This is a genomic window from Collimonas arenae (assembly GCF_001584165.1).
In the GTDB taxonomy this organism is placed as follows: domain Bacteria; phylum Pseudomonadota; class Gammaproteobacteria; order Burkholderiales; family Burkholderiaceae_D; genus Collimonas; species Collimonas arenae.
Window position 1 is genome coordinate 3,440,655 of the sequence record NZ_CP013233.1, and the last position, 22,869, is coordinate 3,463,523.

The 22,869-nt window shown below is 57.5% G+C and carries 19 protein-coding genes, 2 tRNA genes and 1 pseudogene; 16 read left to right on the forward strand and 6 right to left on the reverse strand.

The window, feature by feature from the left end:
• Positions 1-251: 251 nt before the first annotated feature.
• Together CAter10_RS23990 and CAter10_RS23995 are read right to left on the reverse strand one after the other, a co-directional pair.
• Positions 252-572: an ABC transporter substrate-binding protein gene (locus CAter10_RS23990; RefSeq protein ID WP_250637112.1), complete on the reverse strand. Its 321-nt coding sequence runs from the start codon at positions 570-572 to the stop codon at positions 252-254.
• The gene (locus tag CAter10_RS23995; protein WP_250637113.1) at positions 554-1,381 is read right to left on the reverse strand and encodes an ABC transporter substrate-binding protein; all 828 of its coding nucleotides are present in this window, start codon (positions 1,379-1,381) and stop codon (positions 554-556) included. The genes CAter10_RS23990 and CAter10_RS23995 overlap by 19 nt, the downstream gene beginning before the upstream one ends.
• Before the next feature lie 386 nt (positions 1,382-1,767).
• Here CAter10_RS23995 and CAter10_RS15760 point away from each other — a divergent pair, with 386 nt between their 5' ends.
• The 4 genes from CAter10_RS15760 to CAter10_RS22550 all read left to right on the forward strand — a co-directional run bounded on the left by CAter10_RS15760 (position 1,768) and on the right by CAter10_RS22550 (position 4,600).
• Complete coding sequence (locus CAter10_RS15760; RefSeq protein WP_061534153.1) at positions 1,768-2,007, forward strand: FeoA family protein; 240 nt, start codon at positions 1,768-1,770, stop codon at positions 2,005-2,007.
• 11 nt (positions 2,008-2,018) lie between these two features.
• On the forward strand, positions 2,019-3,905 hold the full coding sequence (gene feoB, locus CAter10_RS15765) for a ferrous iron transporter B (RefSeq protein WP_061534154.1): 1,887 nt from the start codon (positions 2,019-2,021) through the stop codon (positions 3,903-3,905).
• On the forward strand, positions 3,902-4,198 hold the full coding sequence (locus tag CAter10_RS15770; protein WP_061534155.1) for a DUF6587 family protein: 297 nt from the start codon (positions 3,902-3,904) through the stop codon (positions 4,196-4,198). The genes feoB and CAter10_RS15770 overlap by 4 nt, the downstream gene beginning before the upstream one ends.
• 114 nt (positions 4,199-4,312) lie before the next feature.
• Positions 4,313-4,600 (forward strand): hypothetical protein, encoded by a 288-nt coding sequence (locus CAter10_RS22550; RefSeq protein ID WP_128083098.1) that lies wholly within the window; start codon positions 4,313-4,315, stop codon positions 4,598-4,600.
• 660 nt (positions 4,601-5,260) lie between these two features.
• Here CAter10_RS22550 and CAter10_RS15780 read toward each other — a convergent pair.
• A pseudogene (locus tag CAter10_RS15780) lies at positions 5,261-6,225 on the reverse strand (sugar-binding transcriptional regulator).
• 362 nt (positions 6,226-6,587) lie between these two features.
• Here CAter10_RS15780 and CAter10_RS22905 point away from each other — a divergent pair.
• The 9 genes from CAter10_RS22905 (at position 6,588) to CAter10_RS15825 (ending at position 14,955) form a co-directional block, all read left to right on the forward strand.
• Entirely contained in the window at positions 6,588-6,728 is a 141-nt protein-coding gene (locus CAter10_RS22905; RefSeq protein WP_164840458.1) for a hypothetical protein, read from the forward strand.
• Positions 6,725-7,933 (forward strand): ABC transporter substrate-binding protein, encoded by a 1,209-nt coding sequence (locus CAter10_RS15790; protein WP_128083099.1) that lies wholly within the window; start codon positions 6,725-6,727, stop codon positions 7,931-7,933. Before CAter10_RS22905 ends, CAter10_RS15790 begins: the two co-directional genes overlap by 4 nt.
• Positions 7,934-8,026: 93 nt before the next feature.
• Positions 8,027-8,956, forward strand: a complete 930-nt coding sequence (locus CAter10_RS15795) for a carbohydrate ABC transporter permease (protein WP_061534159.1) — start codon at positions 8,027-8,029, stop codon at positions 8,954-8,956.
• Positions 8,953-9,768, forward strand: coding sequence for a carbohydrate ABC transporter permease (locus CAter10_RS15800; RefSeq protein ID WP_061534160.1), 816 nt, complete (start codon positions 8,953-8,955; stop codon positions 9,766-9,768). The genes CAter10_RS15795 and CAter10_RS15800 overlap by 4 nt, the downstream gene beginning before the upstream one ends.
• 8 nt (positions 9,769-9,776) lie before the next feature.
• Positions 9,777-10,457, forward strand: a complete 681-nt coding sequence (locus tag CAter10_RS15805) for an HAD family hydrolase (RefSeq protein WP_128083100.1) — start codon at positions 9,777-9,779, stop codon at positions 10,455-10,457.
• Between the two features lie 97 nt (positions 10,458-10,554).
• On the forward strand, positions 10,555-11,703 hold the full coding sequence (gene ugpC, locus CAter10_RS15810) for a sn-glycerol-3-phosphate ABC transporter ATP-binding protein UgpC (protein WP_061535394.1): 1,149 nt from the start codon (positions 10,555-10,557) through the stop codon (positions 11,701-11,703).
• Positions 11,704-11,741: 38 nt separating this feature from the next.
• The gene (gene dalD, locus CAter10_RS15815; protein WP_061534162.1) at positions 11,742-13,145 is read left to right on the forward strand and encodes a D-arabinitol 4-dehydrogenase; all 1,404 of its coding nucleotides are present in this window, start codon (positions 11,742-11,744) and stop codon (positions 13,143-13,145) included.
• A 163-nt stretch (positions 13,146-13,308) separates the two neighbouring features.
• Positions 13,309-14,799: a xylulokinase gene (gene xylB / locus CAter10_RS15820; RefSeq protein WP_061534163.1), complete on the forward strand. Its 1,491-nt coding sequence runs from the start codon at positions 13,309-13,311 to the stop codon at positions 14,797-14,799.
• 80 nt (positions 14,800-14,879) lie between these two features.
• Positions 14,880-14,955, forward strand: a tRNA-Thr gene (locus CAter10_RS15825).
• Between the two features lie 103 nt (positions 14,956-15,058).
• Here the strand turns inward: CAter10_RS15825 and CAter10_RS15830 are convergent.
• From CAter10_RS15830 to acs, 3 genes are all read right to left on the reverse strand, one after another.
• Positions 15,059-16,930, reverse strand: coding sequence for a hypothetical protein (locus tag CAter10_RS15830; protein ID WP_061534164.1), 1,872 nt, complete (start codon positions 16,928-16,930; stop codon positions 15,059-15,061).
• Between the two features lie 358 nt (positions 16,931-17,288).
• Positions 17,289-17,379 (reverse strand) — tRNA-Ser (locus tag CAter10_RS15835).
• Positions 17,380-17,550: 171 nt separating this feature from the next.
• A complete protein-coding gene (gene acs, locus CAter10_RS15840; protein WP_061534165.1) occupies positions 17,551-19,533 on the reverse strand; it encodes an acetate--CoA ligase in 1,983 nt (660 codons plus the stop codon).
• A gap of 151 nt (positions 19,534-19,684) precedes the next feature.
• Here acs and CAter10_RS15845 point away from each other — a divergent pair, with 151 nt between their 5' ends.
• The 3 genes from CAter10_RS15845 to CAter10_RS15855 all read left to right on the forward strand — a co-directional run bounded on the left by CAter10_RS15845 (position 19,685) and on the right by CAter10_RS15855 (position 22,861).
• A complete protein-coding gene (locus tag CAter10_RS15845; protein WP_061534166.1) occupies positions 19,685-20,572 on the forward strand; it encodes a DMT family transporter in 888 nt (295 codons plus the stop codon).
• A 34-nt stretch (positions 20,573-20,606) separates the two neighbouring features.
• Complete coding sequence (locus CAter10_RS15850) at positions 20,607-21,221, forward strand: YqhA family protein (protein WP_061534167.1); 615 nt, start codon at positions 20,607-20,609, stop codon at positions 21,219-21,221.
• Positions 21,222-21,322: 101 nt separating this feature from the next.
• Positions 21,323-22,861, forward strand: coding sequence for a fumarate hydratase (locus tag CAter10_RS15855; RefSeq protein WP_061535395.1), 1,539 nt, complete (start codon positions 21,323-21,325; stop codon positions 22,859-22,861).
• Positions 22,862-22,869: the final 8 nt, after the last annotated feature.

Consider the following 22,869-nt stretch of genomic DNA (forward strand, 5'->3'; position numbering starts at 1 on the left):
TCATAGGAATCACTGAGATGGGAAGGATGATTCGATTGAACGGGATGCGGAAATGCAAATATGCAACATAGTTGCATATACGAGATTATAATGCAACCAAGTTGCATTTGAACGGCAGGAATCATTATTCGCCTTCAGGCGCACCACCTCAATCATGTGCAGAGACGGCCGATTGGTGGCGAGGCGAAAAAAAATCCATGCAAAGCTGCATGGATTTCTTGTTCACCGAATTGCCGGTCCTGCTGATTCTATTAGTGCAGGAACCGGCCGTTCCTGGAGATCATGGTCAGGTCGACAAATTCCGAGCCATTGTGATTGGTCGGCGTAAACGTGACGAAATAGCCGCCGACGTCATAATGATTGATGGTTTCCAGTGCGCGCACCAGACTGTCCCGGGTCAGGCTGCTGCCTGCACGCTTCAAACCTTCTACAAACACCTTGGCGGCAATGAAGCCTTCCATGCTGACGTAATCCCATTCGCGCTTGCCGTTTTGCAGGTAATACTTGCGGTATTCCTTGACGATGCCGTTGACCTCGTCCCACGGCGCCGGCATCACTTGGGCGATCTGCACCCCGCTGGCATCCTTGCCCAGCGCGTTAACCAGTTGCTGGCTACCGACGAAGGAGATGTTCCAGAACGACGGCGGCTGCCAGCAGCGATCATCGCCTTGATGAACGCTGCACTGGAATTGTAAGCCGACACTACGATCACCGTCTGCGGCTTGCTTTGACGAATCTTGGCAACCGCATCGGCGACATCGACGCTATTGCGCTCAACCGTTCCGAGCCCGACGACCTCGATATTGCGTTTTTTCAATGCGCGCGTCACCCCTTCCAGCCCAGCCTTGCCATAGGCATCGTTCTGATAGAACACGGCAATCCGATTCAACTTCAAGGTCGTAATCTGCTGAACGATCTTCTCGGTTTCGGCGAAGTAGCTGGCGCGGATGTTGAAGATGCTGCGATTGAATGGCTCGCGGAGCGACTGGGCGCCGGTAAATGGCGCGAAGAATGGGATCTTGGCTTTGCTGATTGCCGGGATCGAGGCGTTAGAGGTCGGCGTGCCGACGTAACCGAACAACGCCAGTACGTCATCCTGTTCAATGAACTGCTTGGTATTGGCCGCCGCCCGCACCGGCTCATAACCGTCGTCCAGCGTCTTCAGGACGATCTTGCGGCCGAATACGCCGCCACTGGCGTTGACCTGATCGAAATATGCCTGGGCGCCATCGTACATGCCCTTGCCCAGCTCCCGCGCGGGGCCGGAAAACGCCGCCGACTGGCCCAGGGTGATGGTGGTCGCCGTGACACCGCTCTCGGCCTGGCTCAAGGTCGCAGTCAGCAGCAAGGATGACAAGACAAGTATTTTATGGAGTCGCATGCGTGGTCCAATCATTCGGTTGGGTAAGTTGATAACGTTGAAGGCTAAAGCAAGAATCCGGCCGATGTTAGCGCTACCCAGATGCACCGTCATGTAGCGCCCGATGAGCTGGGCTGCTTTACGCAAAGTCTGGAGTGAGTTCAGGATCAGGCTTGGGACAGCAGCAAATACGTCATGGCGAACGCTGTGCGCCATGCATTTTGTTGCGGTGCGGGAAATTGCGCTAAGTAAAACGCAAAGCGGGTAATGCTGTCAAGCAAGCTTGGCGATTTTTATGCCTTGCGCTGACAATTTCGACACACATTGTTTCATTGTTTTATGCCGCAAACGCATACAGCGAGCCGCGAATGTATATAATGAGAATCATTATTGATAATGGCTTTTGTATGAGACTTTGCGATTTGCCTCCATTCACGCCCGCGATCATTGAGCACGTAGAAGATGTGCTCACTATCGACCCGATTGCCAAGCGCTTGCGCGAACTCGGTTTTGTCCAGGGTGAAGAGGTCAGCATCGTGGCGCGCGGTCCGATTTCTGCCGACCCGCTGATGATCCAGGTCGGCTTTACCCGTTTCGCCTTGCGTCGCGCCGAAGCGCAGCGAGTGCATGTCCATACTGCTTCCTGAAACAAAGAAACATGTCTTCCAGCGCTTCTTCCTCAGTTTCCCCGGGTTCCTCTCCAGTTGCCTCCTCAATTGCGTCTTTACGGATCGCCCTTGTCGGCAATCCCAACTGCGGCAAGACCGCATTGTTCAACCAGCTGACCGGCAGCCGACAAAAGGTCGCCAACTACGCCGGCGTCACCGTCGAACGCAAGGAAGGTCGCTTCACTGCGCCTTCCGGCCGGCTGTTCCAGTTGCTCGACCTGCCCGGCGCCTACAGCCTGGAAGCGACCAGCCCCGACGAAATGATCACGCGTAAGGTCTGTCTCGGCCAGATGCCCGGCGAAGCCCTGCCTGACCTGGTGGTGTGCGTGGCTGACGCCACCAACCTGCGCCTGCACTTGCGCTTCGTGCTGGAAGTCAAACGCCTGGGACGGCCAATGGTGCTGGCATTGAACATGATGGATGCGGCCCGCAAGCGCGGCATCGTCATCGATCGCGAAGAGCTGGAACGCCGGCTCGGCATCCCGGTGATCGAAACCATTGCGGTGCGCAACGGCGGCGCGCGCGACCTGATCAACCATCTCGATCAGAGTGGCACACCGACGCTACCGGCAGGAAACGTCGACGACGATCTGCATGCGCAGGTGCGCAGCATGCTGGCAGCTGCTGTCACGATGCCGCGCAACACCTCGATGATCGATGATGCGATCGATCGCTGGGTCTTGCATCCGGTGTTCGGCCTGGCGCTGCTGGCGGCGATCATGTTCTTCATTTTCCAAGCTGTGTTTTCGTGGGCGCAGCCGCTGATGAACGGCATCCAGGCCGGCGTCGCCGCAGTCGGCGCCTGGGTCGCCGCAGCCATGCCGGAAAGCCTGCTGCGCAGCCTGATCAGCGACGGCATCTTTGGTGGCCTGGGCACGGTGCTGGTGTTCCTGCCGCAGATCCTGATCCTGTTTTTCTTCATCCTGATGCTGGAAGAATCCGGCTACCTGCCGCGCGCCGCCTTCCTGCTGGACCGGATGATGTTCAAGGCGGGCCTCACCGGTCGCTCCTTCATTCCGCTGCTGTCGAGCTTTGCCTGCGCGATCCCAGGCATCATGGCTACCCGCAGCATCCAGGACCCGCGCGACCGCCTCACCACTATCCTGGTGGCGCCGCTGATGACCTGTTCTGCGCGCCTGCCGGTCTACACGCTGCTGATCTCCGCCTTCATTCCCAACCGTAGTGTCTGGAGCCTGTTCAACCTGCAAGGCATTGTGCTGTTCGTGCTGTACGTGGCCGGCATCTTCAGCGCGCTGGCCGTGTCCTGGATCATCAAGCGCATGCGCAAGGACAAGAGCGAACATGCATTGCTGATGGAACTGCCATCCTATCGTTTGCCCAGCACTCGCAATATCGTCATCGGCCTGTGGGAACGCGCACTGATTTTCCTGCGTCGCGTCACCACTATCATCCTGGCGCTGACCGTGCTGCTGTGGTTCCTCTCCACTTTCCCTGGCCCGCCGGAAGGCGCGACCCTGCCCGCGATCGATTACAGCCTGGCCGGCCGCATCGGCCACCTGCTGGAATACGTATTTGCTCCAATCGGTTTCAACTGGCAGATCTGCATTGCGCTAGTGCCAGGCATGGCAGCGCGTGAAGTCGCGGTGTCGGCGCTAGGTACGGTGTACGCGATGTCCGGCAGCGAAGACGCGATTGCGTCGCAACTGGGCCCGATGATTGCGCATCAATGGTCGCTGGCGACTGCGCTGGCGCTGCTGGCCTGGTACGTGTTCGCTCCCCAATGCATGTCGACGCTGGCAGTGATGCGGCGCGAAACCAACTCCTGGAAAATCGTCGCCATCGCCACCGCCTACCTGTTCGGCCTGGCCTACCTGGCAGCATTCCTCACCTATCAAATTACGAGGCTCCTGACATGACGCCATTTCTCATGGTGCAAGACATCGTGATCGGCATGGCCGTAGTCGCCAGCCTCATCTACGCCTGCCGCCGCCTGATGCCAGCCACCAGCCAACGCTGGCAAGCAGCATTGGCAAACTCCCTGAGCACCGCATCGCGCCCGACATTGCTACGCGCAGTAGGCAAACGCCTGCAACCAACAAGCGCAGCCGGCGGCTGCGGCAGCGGTTGCGGCTCCTGCTCAACCGGCTGCGGCCCGACCTCGCCAACCACAGAACAACCCCTGCAATTCCGCGAGCGTTCCAGCGAATAAACAGCTTGCGGATGCCAAGGCATTCACTCCGTAGTCCGTTAAAAGGGGTCAGAGTAATTTTCGCAAAAGACCGCGAAAAAAACTCTGACCCCATTTAACTGCGTGGGGTTGGTTTTGACGTTGCTTTTGAATTGGCTTTTGCCGTTGCCGTTGCAGTTGCAGTTGCAGTTGCAGTTGCAGTTGCAGTTGCAGTTGCAGTTGCAGTTGCAGTTGCTTTTGACTTTTCGCATGCTGACGTTGCCAAATGGGACGCGCGACAGTCGGGAATTATGGGGCACATGTTTGAGCGAAGCGAGTTTGTGTCCCATCCGACTGGCGCACGGCTCATTTGGGAACCCGCCAACGGCGGGCAACGGCTGTGCGATCGCCTTTTTGCTTACTTTTTGGCGAAGCAAAAAGTGAGCGGCTGCCGGGCCGCTCCCGGCTAGTGCCCACGGAGTAGCGAACGTATTAAATAACGACGAGACGATCCACTTTGAATACCCCACCGCACGTACTTCGTGGTCCGTTAAATGGGTCAGAGTAATTTTCGCAAAAGCCGCGAAAAAAAACTCCGACCCCATTTAACTGCGATGGCTTGGTTTTGACGTTGCTTTTGAATTGGCTTTTGAAGTTGCCGTTGCTTTTGACTTTTCGCATGCTGACGTTGCCTTCCCTTCGGTCCCCGACGGGTGACAGTCGGGAATGATGGGACACATGTTTGAGCGAAGCGAGTTTGTGTCCCATCCGACTGGCGCACGTCTCATTTGGGGACCCGCCAACGGCGGCAACGGCTGTGCGATCGCCTTTCTTTGCTTACTTTCGGGCGCCCGGCTAGGGGCGAAGCAAAGAAAGTGAGTAGCTGCCGGGCTACCCCCGGCTAGTGCCCACGGAGTGGTAACCGTTTTAAGTAGCACCGGACGAACACGACTAATGCGCCACCGCACTTACTCCGTAGCCCGTTAAAAGGGGTCAGAGTAATTTTCGCAAAAAGCCGCGAAAAAAAACTCTGACCCCATTTAACGACTGACCCCATTTAACTAGCGCTCCATTTAACGACCACCGTTTTAACTGCGGGGCATTTCAAACATCCTGCAACGCAAACCGCGCGCAATACTCATCGGTAATCAACCCGACCACCACCCTCCCCGCAACACCGCCCGAATCGCCTCAGCCTTCTTCACGCCGCCAGCCATCCCGATCACCGGCCGCGCAGGTGGCGATGTCAACGGCAAACTGGTCACCCGATTCTCGATAGGCGACGCAATCAAACGCCCATCGCCAGCAATCGCATGCCCGATCATCTCCCCCACCGCGCCATACCCCTGCAACTGCGCAACCTCATCCGCAGTAATGAATCCATCCTCATGCATCGGACAGCCCGGCGCAATCGTCCCGACCCCGATAAAGGTCACGTCTGCCTGTTGCGCCAGGTCAGCCACGATGCGGTACACCCGATGATTGCACCACTGCCGCATATCCTCTGCACTATCGGCCACCAGTGGCGCCGGCAGGAAAAAGAAACGCGCCTGGATTTTGTCGGCAGCAGTCAGCGCCACGTCGTAACGGTTCGATGAGCCGTCAGCCGCAATCGCCCCCACCATCGACACGATCCGATGCTGCGGCCGCTCCATTTCGGTGACAGCCTCCAGCACCGCCTTCAAAGTCCGCCCCGAACCGACATTCACTACCAGTGGCGTCTCCTGCTGCAAGTAACGCTCCATCACCTCGGCGCCGACCACTGCCAGCATCTGCTGCACGCCAGCTTCATCGACCACATTCCCATCGGAACCAAGACTCGGCACCACATGGCATTGCTCAAGACCATAGCGCTGTTGCAGCGCCGCCGCCAGTTCCAGGCAATTCGACACAGGATGCTCGACGCGCACCTTGACCAGCCCCGACTCGCGCGCATAGGCCACCAGCCGCTGCGCCATCTGCCGCGAAATACCCAAGTGGTCGGCGATCTCGTTCTGCGTATTGCCGACCACGTAATACATCCACGCCGCACGTGCGGCTAGATCCAGTTTTTCATTTCTTGATGCCATCTGATTTCCTTTTTTTCGGCGCAAGAGCCTGGTAAACGCATTGACAGCACTAGGGCCTGTTTTTTTGGCATTCGACCCAGAATTGTCCCAGATAGCGCCGCGCCGCAGAACACTTCGACCTACATATATTCCGTAAAAAATCTTGACACGCATCGAATCATGGATGATTATTTGCTCAACGAAAAGTCTTTTGCTCAATATTTTGATCATCAACCGGTAGCAATATCGGAATATGAAACAAAAGACAACGTTATAAAACGTTCCGGGCAGCAAGCGCGGTCGGCTGCATGCCTGAGAAAGTGATAACGCGAAGCCGCGCAAGTCGGCATGGCGAATTAATCATTCCTACAATGGAGACAAACATGAAACGTCGCAGCATCGGCACCAGCTCGTTTTCGACTATCCTCGCCCCCCTCAGCCTGATCCCGATGGCCATGCTCTGCAGCAGCGCCTGGCCGCACCGGTTACCGTCAACATTGCAACGATCAACAATCCAGACATGATCGAATTGCAAAAACTCTCCAGCAATTTCGAAAAAGCCAATCCCGATATCAAGCTGCGCTGGGTGGTATTGGAAGAAAGCGTGCTGCGCCAACGCGTCACGACCGACATCGCCACCGGCAGTGGTCAGTTCGATCTGATGACCATCGGCGCATATGAGGCGCCAATCTGGGCCAAGAAAGGCTGGCTGGCGCCAATGGAAGGCCTGCCGGCAAATTATGATGAAGGCGATTTGATCAAGACCGTACGCGAAGGCCTGACCGAAGGCGGAAAACTGTATGCGCTGCCGTTCTACGCCGAAAGCTCAATGACTTATTACCGCAAGGATCTGTTCGCGGAAAAGGGCTTGAAAATGCCCGAGCACCCAACCTACACAGACATTGCCGGCTTCGCTGAAAAACTGACCGACAAGCAGAACGGCATCGCCGGCATCTGCCTGCGCGGCCGTGCCGGCTGGGGCGAAAACATGGCCATCATCGGCACCATCGCCAACACTTTCGGCGGCCGCTGGTTCGATGAAAAATGGCAGCCGCAGTTGAATACGCCGGAGTGGAAAAACGCCGTCACCACCTACGTCGACCTGCTGCGCAAATACGGCCCGCAAGGCGCCACCTCAAACGGTTTCAATGAAAACCTGGTGCTGTTCTCCAGCGGCAAATGCGGCATGTGGATAGACGCCACCGTGGCGGCCGGCATGATCTACAGCAGCAAGGAATCGAAAGTGGTCGGCAAGGTAGCGTTTGCACCAGCGCCGGTCGCCGTTACGCCGAAGGGCGCGCACTGGTTATGGATCTGGTCGCTGGCGATTCCGAAATCGTCGAAGTCGCAGGACGCCGCCAAGAAATTTGCGGCCTGGGCCACCTCCAAAGAATACATCCAGCTGGTCGCCAAGGAAAAGGGCTGGGGCCTGGTGCCGCCGGGAACCCGCATGTCGACCTATGCCTCGCCTGAGTACAAGCAGGCCGCCCCTTACTCCGATTTCGTGCTGAACGCGATCCAGTCGGCCGATACCAAGGATGCGACATTGCAAAAGGTGCCCTACACCGGTATCCAGTTCGCCACGATTCCTGAATTCCAGTCGCTCGGCACCGTAGTCGGCCAGGCCATTGCGGGCGCGCTGGCAGGCAAATCGACAGTCGAAGCGGCGCTGCAGACCTCGCAGGCGCAAGCGGAGCGGATGATGCGCCAAGGACGTTATATCAAGTAAAGGTCTGCTGGCAATGCTCCGTAAGGTTGGCACATTACACCTATGTGCCAACCTCGCCAATCGGCGTGAAACACAGTAACGAGGTAAATCATCATGCTCACTCAAACCGTCCAGGTCGCCGACGCGGTTGTACCGACGCGGCCTAATCCCGGCAAATTCAAAGCGGTACGCTTGCTGCAAGCGCCATCGGTATCGCTGCTGTTGCTGTGGATGATCGTACCGCTGGCGATGACGCTGTACTTCTCGGTCATTCGCTACAACTTGATGACGCCGGACGAAACCGGTTTTGTCGGGCTAGACAACTATGCATTCTTGCTCAGCGATCCCGCCTTCTGGCCGTCGATTCTCAATACCTTGGTGTTGATCGGTTCGGTGTTGGTCATCAGCGTAGTCGGCGGCACCTTGCTGGCGGTGCTGTTCGATCAGCCGTTTTTCGGCCGCGGCATCGCCCGCCTGCTGGTGATTGGCCCCTTCTTCGTGATGCCGACCGTAGCCGCCCTGATCTGGAAAAACATGATCTTGCATCCGGTGTACGGCCTGCTGGCATGGGCCATGCGCCTGGTCGGCCTGGAGCCGGTCGACTGGCTGGCTGAATATCCGATGCTGTCGGTGATCATGATCGTCGCCTGGCAATGGATTCCATTTGCCTTCCTGATCCTGCTGACCGCGCTGCAATCGCTGGACACTGAACAGAAAGAAGCAGCGCAACTCGATGGCGCCGGTCCGATCCGCGTGTTCTGGTACGTGGTACTGCCCCATCTCAAGCGCGCGATCACGGTCGTGATCATGATCGAAACCATTTTCCTGCTGTCGATCTTTGCTGAAATCTTTACCACCACCGCCGGTGGCCCCGGCACGGCGACCACCAACCTGGCTTACCTGGTGTACTCGATCGGCCTGCAGCAATTCGATATCGGCATCGCCTCGGCGGGCGGCATCATCGCCGTGGTGCTGGCAAATATTGTGTCGTTCTTCCTGGTGCGGATGATGGCAAGGAATCTGAAAGGAGCGAACGAAAAATGAACGCTAAAAATAAAAACCGCCTTTGGCTCGGATTGCTGGCGTGGGCTTGCGCCATCGTCTTGTTCTTTCCGATTTTCTGGGTCGCCATCACCGCCTTCAAGACGGAACATCAAGCCTATGTGCCGACACTGATCTTCTGGCCGACGCTGGAAAGCTTCCATGAAGTGCTGGCGCGCAGCAGCTACATGAACTTCGTCAGCAATTCGCTGATCGTCTCGCTCGGTTCGACCGTGCTGGCGCTGGCGATTGCCGTTCCGGCAGCCTACTCGATGGCCTTCTTCCCGACGGCACGCACACAAAAGTTATTGCTGTGGATGCTGTCGACCAAGATGATGCCGGCGGTCGGCGTACTGATCCCGATCTACCTGCTGGCCAAGAACACCGGCCTGCTCGACACCGTCACCGGCCTGACCATCATCTACACCCTGATCAATCTGCCGATCGCTGTGTGGATGGCGTTCACTTACTTCAACGACGTGCCCAAGGAAATCCTCGAAGCGGCGCGCATCGACGGCGCCAACGCCTGGCAGGAAATGCTGTACCTGCTATTGCCGACATCAATGCCGGGGCTGGTCTCAACAGCGCTGTTGCTGATCATCCTGTCGTGGAATGAAGCGTTCTGGAGCATCAACCTGACCAGCGTCAACGGCGCTCCGCTGACCGTATTCATTGCCTCCTACTCCAATCCGGAAGGCTTGTTCTGGGCCAAATTGTCGGCGGCCTCATTGTTGGCAATCGCTCCGATCATGGTGCTCGGCTGGCTGGCGCAAAAACAACTGGTGCGTGGCCTCACCTTTGGCGCAGTGAAATGAGCCAGGCGATGAACCAAGCTATCAGCCACTTGATCTGCGACTGCGACGGCGTGTTGCTGGACAGCGAAAGTATCGCCCTCGGCGTGTTGCATCGCCAGCTGTTGCCCTACCTCGCTGAACGCAATCCACATACGGAACATGCATTGCACGGCGCGATTGCCGAACGGCTGGGCATGATGACCGACCTGCTGCTGGATGAGCTCGATACCCAGTTCAAGTTCGGCTTGCGCAGCGCGGATTACGCATCGATCAACCAGATCGTCAGCCGCGCATGCAGCGATGAAGTCGCCGCGGTGCCCGGCGTGCGCGAAGTGCTGGCGGCCATGCCCTTGCCCAAGGCAGTCGCCAGCAACAGCAGCATCGCCCGTATCGACGCCGGCTTGCGCCGTTGCGGCTTGTTCGATCTGTTCGACGGCCACATCCACAGCGGCCACGATATGGGCAAGCCAAAACCGGCGCCCGATGTCTACCTGGCCGCAGCCGCCGGCTTTGATGTCGCGCCAATCCAATGCCTCGCCATTGACGACAGTGTCACCGGAGTACGTTCGGCGGTCGCCGCCGGTATCCGTGTATTCGGTTTCACCGGCGTCGCCCATGACCGCCATCAGGCCGGCGCGCGCTTGCTGGCGGCGGGCGCCGAACTGGTATTCGACGATATGCAACAGTTGGCGGATTTGTTGGCGGCCTGAGCAGACCGCGCAACCACGAAGCGGCTTAACTCATTTACAGCATCGCCAACCCGCCCAGCGGCCGGCGATGCAAGATAAAAAACAGAAGGAGATCATCATGGCAGGCGTAAAAATCAGAAATCTCGTCAAGAGCTACGACGACAATGAAGTCATGCGCGACATCAACCTCGACATCGTCGATGGCGAATTCGTCGTCTTCGTCGGCCCCAGCGGCTGCGGCAAATCCACCCTGCTGCGCATGATCGCCGGCCTGGAAGACATCACCAGCGGCGACCTGTTCATCGGCGATACCCGCATGAACGACGTGCCGCCAGCCAAGCGCGGCATTGCGATGGTGTTCCAGTCCTACGCGCTGTATCCGCACATGACGCTGTACGACAACATGGCCTTTGGCTTGAAAATTGCCGGCAAATCGAAAGCCGAGATCGACGCTGCGGTACAGAAAGCGGCCAAGACCTTGCACATCGATCACCTGCTGGACCGCAAGCCGAAGGCCTTGTCCGGCGGCCAACGCCAACGCGTCGCCATCGGCCGTGCCATCACCCGCGAGCCGAGCGTGTTCCTGTTCGACGAACCCTTGTCCAACCTGGATTCCGCGCTGCGGGTCAAGATGCGTCTTGAGTTTTCTCGCCTGCATGATCAGCTCAAGACCACCATGATCTACGTCACGCACGACCAGATCGAAGCGATGACGCTGGCCGACAAGATCGTCGTACTGTCCGCTGGTCGCATCGAGCAAATCGGCTCACCGCAACAGCTCTATCATCATCCGGCCAATCGCTTCGTTGCCGGCTTCATCGGCTCGCCGAAAATGAATTTCATCGATGGCAAGGTAGCCGGCATCGCCGCTGACGGCGTACTGGTCGAACTGGCGCACGGTGGCCGGCAACAGGTCGCGGTCGAGGCCGGCAGCCTGAAGATCGGCGATGCGGTCAGCATCGGCATCCGCGCCGAACACCTGTTGCTCGATCAGCACGCACCGATACTCAAGGCCAAGTTCACGGTACTCGAAGCGCTCGGCGATTTCTCCTATCTGTATGCAGATTCGAACGCCTCCGATGAACCGCTGGTGCTGCGCGTACCCGACACGGTCCAGGTAGCGCACGGCAGTGACATCGGCGTCTCGGCCGACCCGCAACGCTGCCATCTGTTCGATGGCGACGGCCGCGCGCTGCGCCGGCTCGATACCGCAGGCACCGCGCACACCGCCAGCGCCCGGGAAACGGCGCGTGCAGCAGCGGCATAGACACGGGCCAAATCAACATTATTTACTCAGGACACGCCATGCAAGTCACTTCCTCCGATACCGCCGCATCCGATAACATCTGGCTGCACATCGGCGCCGGCTCTTTCCACCGTGCGCACCAGGCAGTTTACCTGCATCATCTGGCAGAGACCGGCGCAAGCGGCTGGTCACTGGCATTGGCCAACATCCGCGACGACATGACTCCGCTGCTCGATGCCCTGGAACGCCAGGGTGGCGCGTACACGCTGGAAACGGTGACGCCGGGCGGCGTGCGCAACTACGAGACGATCCGCTCGATCAAGCACATCGTGCCGTGGGATGCATCGCTGCTGGAACTGACCGCGTTTGGCGCCCGTGCCGCCACCAAGGTGATTTCATTCACGGTCACCGAAGGCGGCTACTACCTCGATCATCACCACCGACTCGACACCAGCAATCCGGATCTGGCCGCCGACCTGCAAGGCGAACTGAATACCATTTACGGCACCATCACTGCCATCCTACGTGCCCGCGCAGCGGCCAACGGCGGCCCGGTGACGCTGCTCAACTGCGACAACCTGCGCCACAACGGCGAACGCTTCCACGACGGCCTGCTGCAATTCCTGGCGTTGCGCGGCGAAACCGCCCTGCAGCAATGGGTCATCAACAATACCCGCAGCCCTAACTCGATGGTCGATCGCATTACGCCGCGCCCTACCGACGAAGTACGAGCACGCGTCGCACAAGCCTGCGGCAAGGCCGACCCTTGCGCGCTCATGGCGGAGTCGTTCATCCAGTGGGTGATCGAAGATAATTTCGCCGCCGGACGTCCAGCGCTGGAAAAAGTCGGCGTCGAAATGGTGGACTCGGTGCTACCGTATGAAGAAGCCAAGATCCGCATCCTCAACGCCACCCACAGCTGCATCGCCTGGGCCGGCACGCTGGTCGGCTTGACCTACATCCACGAAGGCTGCGCCCGCCCCGATATCCGGCAAATGGCGTTCGACTACGTCACGCAAGACGTCATCCCCTGCCTGACGCCGAGTCCGCTCAACCTGGAAAATTATCGCGACACGGTGCTAGAGCGTTTCGGCAATCCGAACATCCAGGACAGTAACCAGCGCGTAGCCGCCGACGGTTTCTCGAAAATCCCCGGCTTCATCGTACCGACCCTGCAAGAATGCATTGCCCGCGGCGTCGTACCGCACGCAACGCTGATGCTGCCGGCACTGTTCTTCCTGTTCCTGCAACGCTGGGCCAACAACGAACTCCCCTACGCGTATCAAGACGGCATCTTCGACGAAGCCGCCACCCGCGCCATGCTCGCATCAGCCGACCCCGTCCGCGCCTATTGCGCCGATCCCGCCTTATGGGGCACACTAGCCGGCACCGTGCAGCTGGAATTGCCGATGCGCGAGGCGTTGATCAAGGCCCAAGAATGGCTGATAAAAGAAGATAACTAAGTAAAAAAACTAAGACAGCACCGGCGCCTCTAGAAACCGTAGCGAGCGCTCCCAAGGTCTGTTCGAGAAGCGCAGCTGTACTGACGTACAGCGAGCATCGCAGGACAGAGATTGGGAGTGCGCAGTAGGTTTATAGAGGAGCTATTAAAAAAAGGATGGGGTTATGTATCTTGGGATTGACCTCGGCACATCAGAAGTCAAGGTAGTTCTGATCGACCAGGCCGGCAACCTGCTGGCCGACGCCGGCAGCACGCTGACCGTATCGCGCCCGCAACCGCGCTGGTCGGAACAAGACCCCGACCAATGGTGGCAAGCCACCTGCGAAACCATCGCCAAGCTGCGCGCCAAAGTCCCGCAACAATTTCGCGCAGTGCGCGCCATCGGCCTGTCCGGCCAGATGCACGGCGCAGTGCTGCTTGATGCGCAAGAGCGCGTATTGCGTCCGGCTATCCTGTGGAACGATTTACGCAGCATCGACGAATGCGCCGAACTGACCGAGCGCACGCCGCAACTGCACCAGATCGCCGGCAATCTCGCCATGCCCGGCTTCACCGCGCCCAAGCTGCTGTGGTTGGCGCATCACGAACCCAACATCTTCGCCGCCATGGCCACCGTGCTGCTGCCGAAAGACTGGCTGCGCCTGAAAATGACCGGCAACAAAGTATCCGAACCCTCCGACGCCGCTGGCACCCTCTGGCTCGACGTCGCCAAACGCGACTGGTCGGATGAATTGCTGGCCGCCACTGCAATGAATCGCTCACACATGCCGCGCCTGGTCGAAGGCGGTGAATCCTCCGGCATGCTGTTGCCCGAGGTGGCCGACGCCTGGGGACTGTCGCCCGAAGTGATCGTCGCTGGCGGCGCCGGCGATGGCGCCGCCAGCGCAGTAGGCATCGGCGCGGTCAATCCCGGTGACGGCTTCGTCTCGCTCGGCACTTCCGGCGTCCTGTTCGTCGTCAACGACCGCTTCCGCCCCAACCCCGCGCAAGCGGTGCACGCGTTCTGCCACGCCCTGCCCGGCCGCTGGCATCAGATGAGCGTGATGCTCTCCGCCGCCAGCTGCCTGCGCTGGTTCTGCCGCCTGGTCAGCGTCGACGAAGCGACACTGCTCGGCGAAATCGCCGAGCTCGACGCAACAGCACTCGAAAACGCCCCGCTATTCCTGCCCTACCTGTCCGGCGAACGCACCCCGCACAACGACCCCTACGCCCAAGGCGTCTTCCACGGCCTGTCGCACGCCCACGGCCGCGCCGCGCTCGGCTACGCCGTCATCGAAGGCGTCACCTTCGGCATGGCCGACGGCCTCGCCGCGCTGCACACCGCCGGCACCGAAGTCAAGGAACTGTCGCTGGTAGGCGGCGGCTCCCGCAGCCCCTACTGGGCCCAACTCATCGCCGACGCCCTCAACGTCCGCATGGTCACCCACATCGGCAGCGAAACCGGCGGCGCCCTTGGCGCCGCACGCCTGGCCTGGCTGGCAACCAACAACCAGCCCAATCAGGAAGCCATCATCTGCGCCAAACCACCGCAACGCGAAGCCTTCACCCCCAACCCACAACGCCACGCCGCATTACTGCCACGCCTCGCCGCCTACCGAGAAATCTACCGCTGCCGCCCGGAACGCATCGCGGATATCAAGCAGGCAACACATTGAAGTTAAAGTGAATTAATTTTCAGATTGATTGCTGCTAAAATCAGTTTTGTGCTTTTGCATATATTTCTTGCAGGAGCAGTGCCGGTGTAGCTCAGTTGGTAGAGCAATTCATTCGTAATGAAGAGGTCGGGGGTTCGACTCCTCTCTCCGGCACCACCGTATATTTCAGACGAAATACATAACGCCGCAAGCCGTGTGAATACATGGCTTGCGGCGTTTTATGCCAATCAGTAATACGGATTTCGAAGTGCGGTCAGAATTATTCAGACCGGGATAGTCGGCACCACTGGTAGGGAGACTTGTCCTTGCCGATATATGCCGAATAGGGTTTGCAGTCGGCATAGTCGACTGCATAGCCATATATTGCCAGTTGCTTTGCCGCGATGGCGACAAACGCCTTGTTCTTGCCGTCGACATCCACAATGTCAGAGGGCAGCACGTTAATAGAGCACTTTGCTTCTCCGACGGGGTGATCCAAAACAGTTATCGATGCATGAAGCTTAAAGCGCACAGTTGCCCATTGAAGCGCAGCGCAGCCTCTTTCGCTTGATGTTATTCCCAGATCGGATGCAGTTTCCCGCAGTCTGGCGACCTGCTCTATCCGGCTGGACTGATTCGTCCCCTGGACAATAGCGAAAACCGGGCCGCCACGTTCGCTCACCATGTCATGGATTCGATTGCCATATGCCGGCATCGCTTCCGGGAAGCTACCCTGCACTTGGGCGAAAGCGACGCTAGCCGGGAATTGCGCCGCAATCCATGCAAAAGGCGGGTCACCGCCAGCCTGGATGACAGTCGTTTTTTCTGGGGCATCAAGCGGTGGCAAATCTACCCGAAACATTTTTTCCGACCACGATGCGTGTCCCCAGGTGCGCACTCCTCCAAGAACCACAATCGCCGACGATATGGCAAGGACCCATATGGCGATCTGACGCGCTCTCTGATAATGCGTTAGCTGCGTCAAGAGAATAAACGTCACCAATGGAAGGCATACCTCGATCGGCACCAGATAGCGCTGGATACTGAAGAGCTTCATCCAGATTACATATCCCACCACAACCACAGCAATGAGATATTTTGAAAAGGGTTGCAGGCCATCTTTGGCGGCCGGATTAGCTGGCTTCTTATTTTTCACGAATGCCATTACGACCCAATAAAAGAAGATGACGTACGCAACCGGCCAAATAATTTGACGCAGGCCGGGCAACTGCGCTGCTCTCGGCGGACTCCATGAAAACACGAACGGCCAGAATGCCGTTTCAACGCCATTTTTTGGTCGAAACACGACATCAACCACCGCGACGGCTTGTGTCAACGGATTCGTAAAGAAAGCGCTGAACTGCGGGAACAACGGATTGCCGAACGTACGCCACATCTCATACAGCCAATATCCGCCTGTGAGCGCCATGCCAACCAGTACGCCGATACCAAAAAGGAATGCCACGCGAAAACGCGCCGCCAAACCGACCGGCACAACAAGGAAACTCACGCACAACGCCACGGCATAGATAACATTCGTCAACTTTAAGCCGGCACCAAGGCCGACGCATAGGCCCGCCGATATTGCAATCAAGGCTGGACGAACGCCGCTGCCAAAAAGCTTATTCCAGCTATTTAAAATAACAAGCAGCGATGCCAGAACGAAAATGGATGTGGTGTCGTCCCCCATCGTGCTGCCGATTTCCGACAGAAAATTCGCCGAGAGACAGCCGAATATGGTGAGGAGAAGTGGAATCCGAAAACGATCGTCTTTCGGCAGATGCGGCAAGGCCTTGTAACATACAGCAGCCAGTAATACAAAATTGATACCGTGTATCGCCCCCATAATAAAACCGACCAATGGCGCCGGTAAATATAAGGTCATCAGATAGTAGGGGACATCGAGTACGGGATTGAAATATGTCTGCATGCCCGCAGCTGCCAAATCCATATGCAATTTGTTATTCAGCAGAGAAAACGCATTGTATATATGGTAATTCTGCAAATCCCAGTTCGTATCTGCACCTAAAAACAGGGAAACGAGACCAAAAAAAATCGGGGAAATAAGGCAGAAATATTTAAATGTATTTTTATTATTTAAGTCGATATTACGCAATCCAATTTTATCTATTGTCTTATAAAAAAAATTCATCTTCTCTACTGACTCTCTTTAAAAATTCGAATGTTTTTATTTTTAAAAAATAGATAACATCACTACCACAATCAAAGGAAACGCCTCTACGCGACGAAAGCGTTAATTATTCCGATGCTACAGGATTTTCAATAAAGACAACAGTTGTGAGAACTGCTTCTACGTTGCTGGGCCAGCATTACTGGCTAAGTAATTCGGACGTTCCCTATCGCGATTTTTCGCAGTCCGAACCGCCTGGATCAATGACTCCAGCGACGATCTAGAAATGGAAAAACATCCTCAAATTGGCCAAAAAAAGCCGCCCAAAACGAAGGCGGCTTTTCTTGAAAAATCATTTAATTTCAATGACTTGTATTCTTGGCGGAGAGAGGGGGATTCGAACCCCCGATAGGCTATTAACCTATACACGCTTTCCAGGCGTGCGACTTCAACCACTCATCCATCTCTCCTGCAACTACAACTGCGTTTCGCTCAATTTGATTTTCGCGAAGCCGCGTATTATAGCAACAAATCGGGAAGAAATAGAAATTTCTGTTTTACGCCATCCATTCTCAAGCATTTGATCGGAAAATTGCGGATTTAACCCGCAACTTCCATCAACGTGCAACATCTGAACAAGCCTATTGCGCTTCCTTGAGCTGCTCCAGGATCGCTGGATTTTCCAATGTCGAGACATCCTGGGTGATTTCCTCACCCTTGGCCAACACGCGCAGCAGGCGACGCATGATCTTGCCGGAACGGGTTTTCGGCAGGTTGTCGCCGAAACGGATTTCCTTCGGCTTGGCAATCGGGCCGATTTCCTTGGCAACCCAATCACGCAATTCCTTGGCGATCTGTTTCGCTTCGTCGCCGGTCGGGCGGCTGCGTTTGAGGACCACGAAGGCGCAGATGGCCTCACCTGTGGTGTCGTCCGGCTTGCCGACCACTGCGGCTTCGGCGACGATGGGGTTGGCGACCAGCGCGGATTCGATTTCCATGGTGCCCATGCGATGGCCGGAAACATTGAGCACATCGTCGATGCGGCCGGTGATGGTGAAATAGCCGGTATCCTTGTTGCGAATCGCGCCGTCGCCGGCAAGGTACAGCTTGCCATCGAACTCGGGTGGAAAATAAGCGCTCTTGAAACGTTCCGGATTGTTCCAGATGGCGCGAATCATCGATGGCCATGGACGTTTGACGACCAGGATACCGCCGTGGCCGTCCGGCAACTCGTGCCCAGCTTCATCGACGATTACCGCCTGGATGCCCGGCAATGGCAGCGTGCATGAACCCGGCACCAGCGGCGTTGCGCCCGGCAGCGGCGAGATCATGTGGCCGCCGGTTTCGGTTTGCCAGAAGGTGTCGACAATCGGGCAGCGCTCCTGGCCGATATGCTTGTGATACCACATCCAGGCTTCCGGATTGATCGGCTCGCCGACCGTGCCCAGCAGGCGCAGTGAGGACAGATCATATTGGGACGGATGGATATTCTTGTCGGCGTCGGCGGCTTTGATCAATGAACGGATCGCGGTCGGCGCGGTGTAGAAAATCGTTGCCTTGTGCCGTTGGATCATGTCCCAGAAACGGCCGGCATTCGGGAAGGTCGGGATGCCTTCGAAAATGACCTGGGTAGCGCCAACCGCGGTCGGGCCGTACGCTATATAGGTGTGCCCGGTAATCCAACCGATATCGGCGGTGCACCAGTAGACGTCGTCAGGCTTGATGTCGAAGACCCACTTCATGGTCAGCGCCGCCCACAGCAGATAACCGCCGGAGGAGTGCTGCACGCCCTTTGGCGTACCGGTCGAACCGGAGGTGTAGAGAATGAACAGCGGATGTTCGGCATCGACCCATTCCGGCTCGCACGTCTCGGCCTGATTGGCAACCAGGTCGTGCAGCCAGATATCGCGGCCGGCGACAAAATTCACATCGCCGCCTGTGCGCTTGTAGACCACCACGTCCTTGATGCTGTCGCAGCCGCCCAGGGCCAGCGCTTCATCGACAATCGATTTCAGCGGCAGGCGTTTGCCGCCGCGCGCCTGCTCGTCGGCAGTCAATACGGCGACGGCGCCGGCATCGATGATGCGTTCCTGCAACGACTTGGCGGAGAAGCCGCCGAAGACCACTGAATGGGTAGCGCCGATACGTGCGCAGGCTTGCATTGCGACCACGCCCTCAACCGACATCGGCATGTAGATGACCACTCGGTCGCCCTTCTTGATACCACGCGATTTCAGTCCATTGGCGAACTGACAGACCCGCTTGTGCAGTTCCTGATAGGTGATCTTGCTGACATCGCCACTGTCGGTTTCAAAGATGATCGCGACCTTGTCGGCATTGCCGTTCTGCAAGTTGACGTCAAGACAGTTGTAGGAGACGTTCAGCTTGCCGTCGTCGAACCATTTGTAGAATGGCGCATTGGATTCATCCAGCACCTTGGTGAATGGCTTGTGCCATTGCAGGTTTTCGCGCGCCAAGCGGCCCCAGAAACCCTCATAATCCTGCTCTGCCTCGGCGACCAGAGCGCGATAGGCGTCCATGCCGGAGATTGCTGCAGTCCTGGAAAATTCTGCGGGTGGAGGAAAAACGCGGGTTTCCTGCGAAAATGTTTCGATGTTGGCCATGCTGTCTCCTGCTTTTAATAGTTGCGGCTAAAGATAATCTTTCACACTTACTTCAGTCTTACATGCTCTGATTTGGCCGAGATCGCCTGCTCGTCCGGCCAAGCCCACCTCAATCGGCTATCATCGCACATTCAGCCCAATACGACATCGCATGCGTCCCACAAGATCCTATATCTACCTCGCCCTGGCCATGATGCTGGTCGGCGCCAATATCGGCTTCGGCAAGGCCATCATCGCCGTGATGCCGGTGGTGGTGTTCGGCTTGCTGCGCTTCGTGATCGCGGTGATCGTGATGGCGCCGCAATTCTTCAAGGCGGCGCCGCGCCTGGAGCGCCATGAATGGCTGACGCTGTTCGGCCAGGCTTTCTTCGGCACGTTCTTATTTACGCTGTGCATGCTGTACGGCGTACAGCACACTACGGCTACTGCCGCCGGCGTGATTACCAGCACCCTACCGGCGGCGGTGGCGATCCTGTCGCGCCTGATTCTCAAGGAAAGACTGGAGCCGCGCACGCTGGCATCGATCCTGCTGGCCATTGCCGGCATTGCCGTGCTCAATCTCAGCAAGACCAATGGCGGCGACACCTCGCTGATCGGCAACCTGTTCGTGATGGCGGCGGTGGTATGCGAGGCCACCTATGTGGTGTTGTCCAAACGCTTGACGCAAACCCTGTCGCCGATGCGCATCACCGCCTATAGCCATCTGTTCGGTTTGCTGCTGATGTTGCCGTTTGGCTTGACTGCTGCGCTATCTTACGATTTCAGCCAGGTCACGGCCGGCATGTGGGCCCTGATCGTCTGGTATGCCTTGGCCGCCAGCGTCATCGCATTCTGGCTTTGGTTGACCGGCACCAAGCATGTGCAAGCCAATGTCGCCGGCATCTTCACCGCCCTGATGCCACTGGCGGCGGCGTTCATCGGCGTGGTGTTTTTGCATGAGAGCGTCAGCTGGGGACATTTCGCGGCGCTGGTGTTGGTGCTGAGCGGAATTGCCGTGGCCAGTTGGCCGCAATCCATGAAAACGGCGCAAGAAGTGTAAAATAGCGACGCCTTATTCCTCTCCAACAATACCAATGAGCAATATTCCCTCCCCTGCGTCGAAAAAAACGATAGGCGTGGTACCGAATCTGATCTTCATGAGCCGCTGGTTGCAATTGCCGCTCTACCTCGGCCTGATCCTGGCGCAGTGCGTTTACGTATTCCATTTCTGGGTTGAACTGACCGATCTGATTGGCGCTGCGTTCGGCAATTCATCGTCGCTGGCGCATATCCTGGACGTAGTCACCATCGAAGGCGCAACGCGCCCGACCAAACTGACCGAAGCCACGATCATGCTGGTAGTGCTGGGGCTGATCGACGTGGTGATGATCTCCAACCTGTTGATCATGGTGATCGTCGGCGGCTACGAAACGTTTGTCTCGCGCATGAACCTGGAGACCCATCCGGACCAGCCGGAATGGCTATCGCACGTGAATGCATCGGTGTTGAAGGTCAAGCTGGCGATGGCGATCATCGGCATCTCGTCTATCCATCTGCTGAAGACCTTCATCAATGCCGGCGCCTACGACGCCAAGACCTTGATGGCGCAAACCGGAATCCACATTACTTTCCTGCTGTCGGCGCTGGCGATTGCCTGGTGCGATCGCATCATGACGGCGACCCAGAACGAGGCCAACGGCGCGCATTAATCGGGCCAGCCGCATCAATTATTTTCCTGCAGTTTGAATGTTGTAATTTCTTACCAAGATTTTTTTACCAAGTTTTCTTACCGAGAAACGCCATGACCACCATCACCACCGTCAAGCAAGAAGATCTCATCGAGTCGGTAGCCGCTGCGCTCCAGTACATCAGCTATTACCATCCGGTCGACTACATCCAGCATCTGGCCCGCGCCTACGAGCAGGAACAGAATCCTGCGGCCAAGGACGCGATCGCGCAGATCCTGACCAACTCGCGCATGTGCGCCGAAGGCAAGCGGCCGATCTGCCAGGACACCGGCATCGTCAACGTGTTCCTGAAGATCGGCATGAACGTGCGCTTCGAAGGCTTCAAAGGTTCGATCACCGATGCAGTCAATGAAGGCGTACGTCGCGGTTACCTGAATCCGGACAACATGCTGCGTGCCTCGATCGTGGCCGATCCGCAATTCGAACGCAAGAACACCAAGGACAACACACCAGCCGTGGTGCACATGGAACTGGTGCCAGGCAATACAGTGGACGTGCAGATCGCTGCCAAGGGCGGTGGTTCTGAAAACAAGACCAAGTTCGTCATGCTCAATCCTTCCGATTCGCTGGTTGACTGGGTCATGAAGACAGTACCAACGATGGGCGCAGGCTGGTGCCCGCCGGGCATGCTCGGCATCGGTATCGGCGGCACCGCCGAACGCGCGATGCTGATGGCCAAGCAAGTGTTGATGGAAGATATCGACATGTACGACCTGCTCAAGCGCGGCCCGCAAAACAAGACTGAGGAACTGCGTATTGAATTGTTCGAGAAGGTCAATGCACTGGGCATCGGCGCGCAAGGCCTGGGCGGCCTGACCACCGTGCTCGACGTCAAGATCATGATGCATCCGACGCACGCGGCATCGAAGCCGGTGGCGATGATCCCGAACTGCGCAGCAACCCGTCACGGCCACTTTGTGCTCGATGGTTCCGGCCCAGCCTTCATGGAACCGCCATCGCTGTCGGAATGGCCGGAAGTACATTGGGTGCCGGACACCGAGAAATCGAAACGGGTCGACCTCAACACGCTGACCAAGGAAGAAGTGGCATCGTGGAAACCAGGCCAGACCCTGCTGTTGAACGGCAAGATGCTGACCGGCCGCGACGCTGCGCACAAGCGGATTCAGGAAATGCTGGCCAAGGGCGAAAAGCTGCCGGTCGATTTCACCAACCGCGTGATCTACTACGTTGGTCCGGTCGATCCGGTACGCGACGAAGTGGTTGGTCCGGCCGGCCCGACGACCGCAACCCGCATGGACAAATTCACCGACATGATGCTGGAGCAAACCGGCCTGATCTCCATGATCGGCAAATCGGAACGCGGCCCTGTGGCCATCGAATCGATCAAGAAGCACAAGTCTGCTTACCTGATGGCGGTTGGTGGCGCCGCTTACCTGGTGTCGAAGGCGATCAAGTCGGCGCAGGTGCTCGGCTTTGCCGATCTCGGCATGGAAGCAATCTACGAGTTCGACGTCAAGGACATGCCGGTAACGGTGGCTGTCGATTCCAACGGCATCTCGGTGCACAACACCGGGCCGAAGGAATGGCAGGAAAAGATTGCGCACGCTGCGTTATCGAAAATTCCCGTGACCACCATCTGATCTAGCTC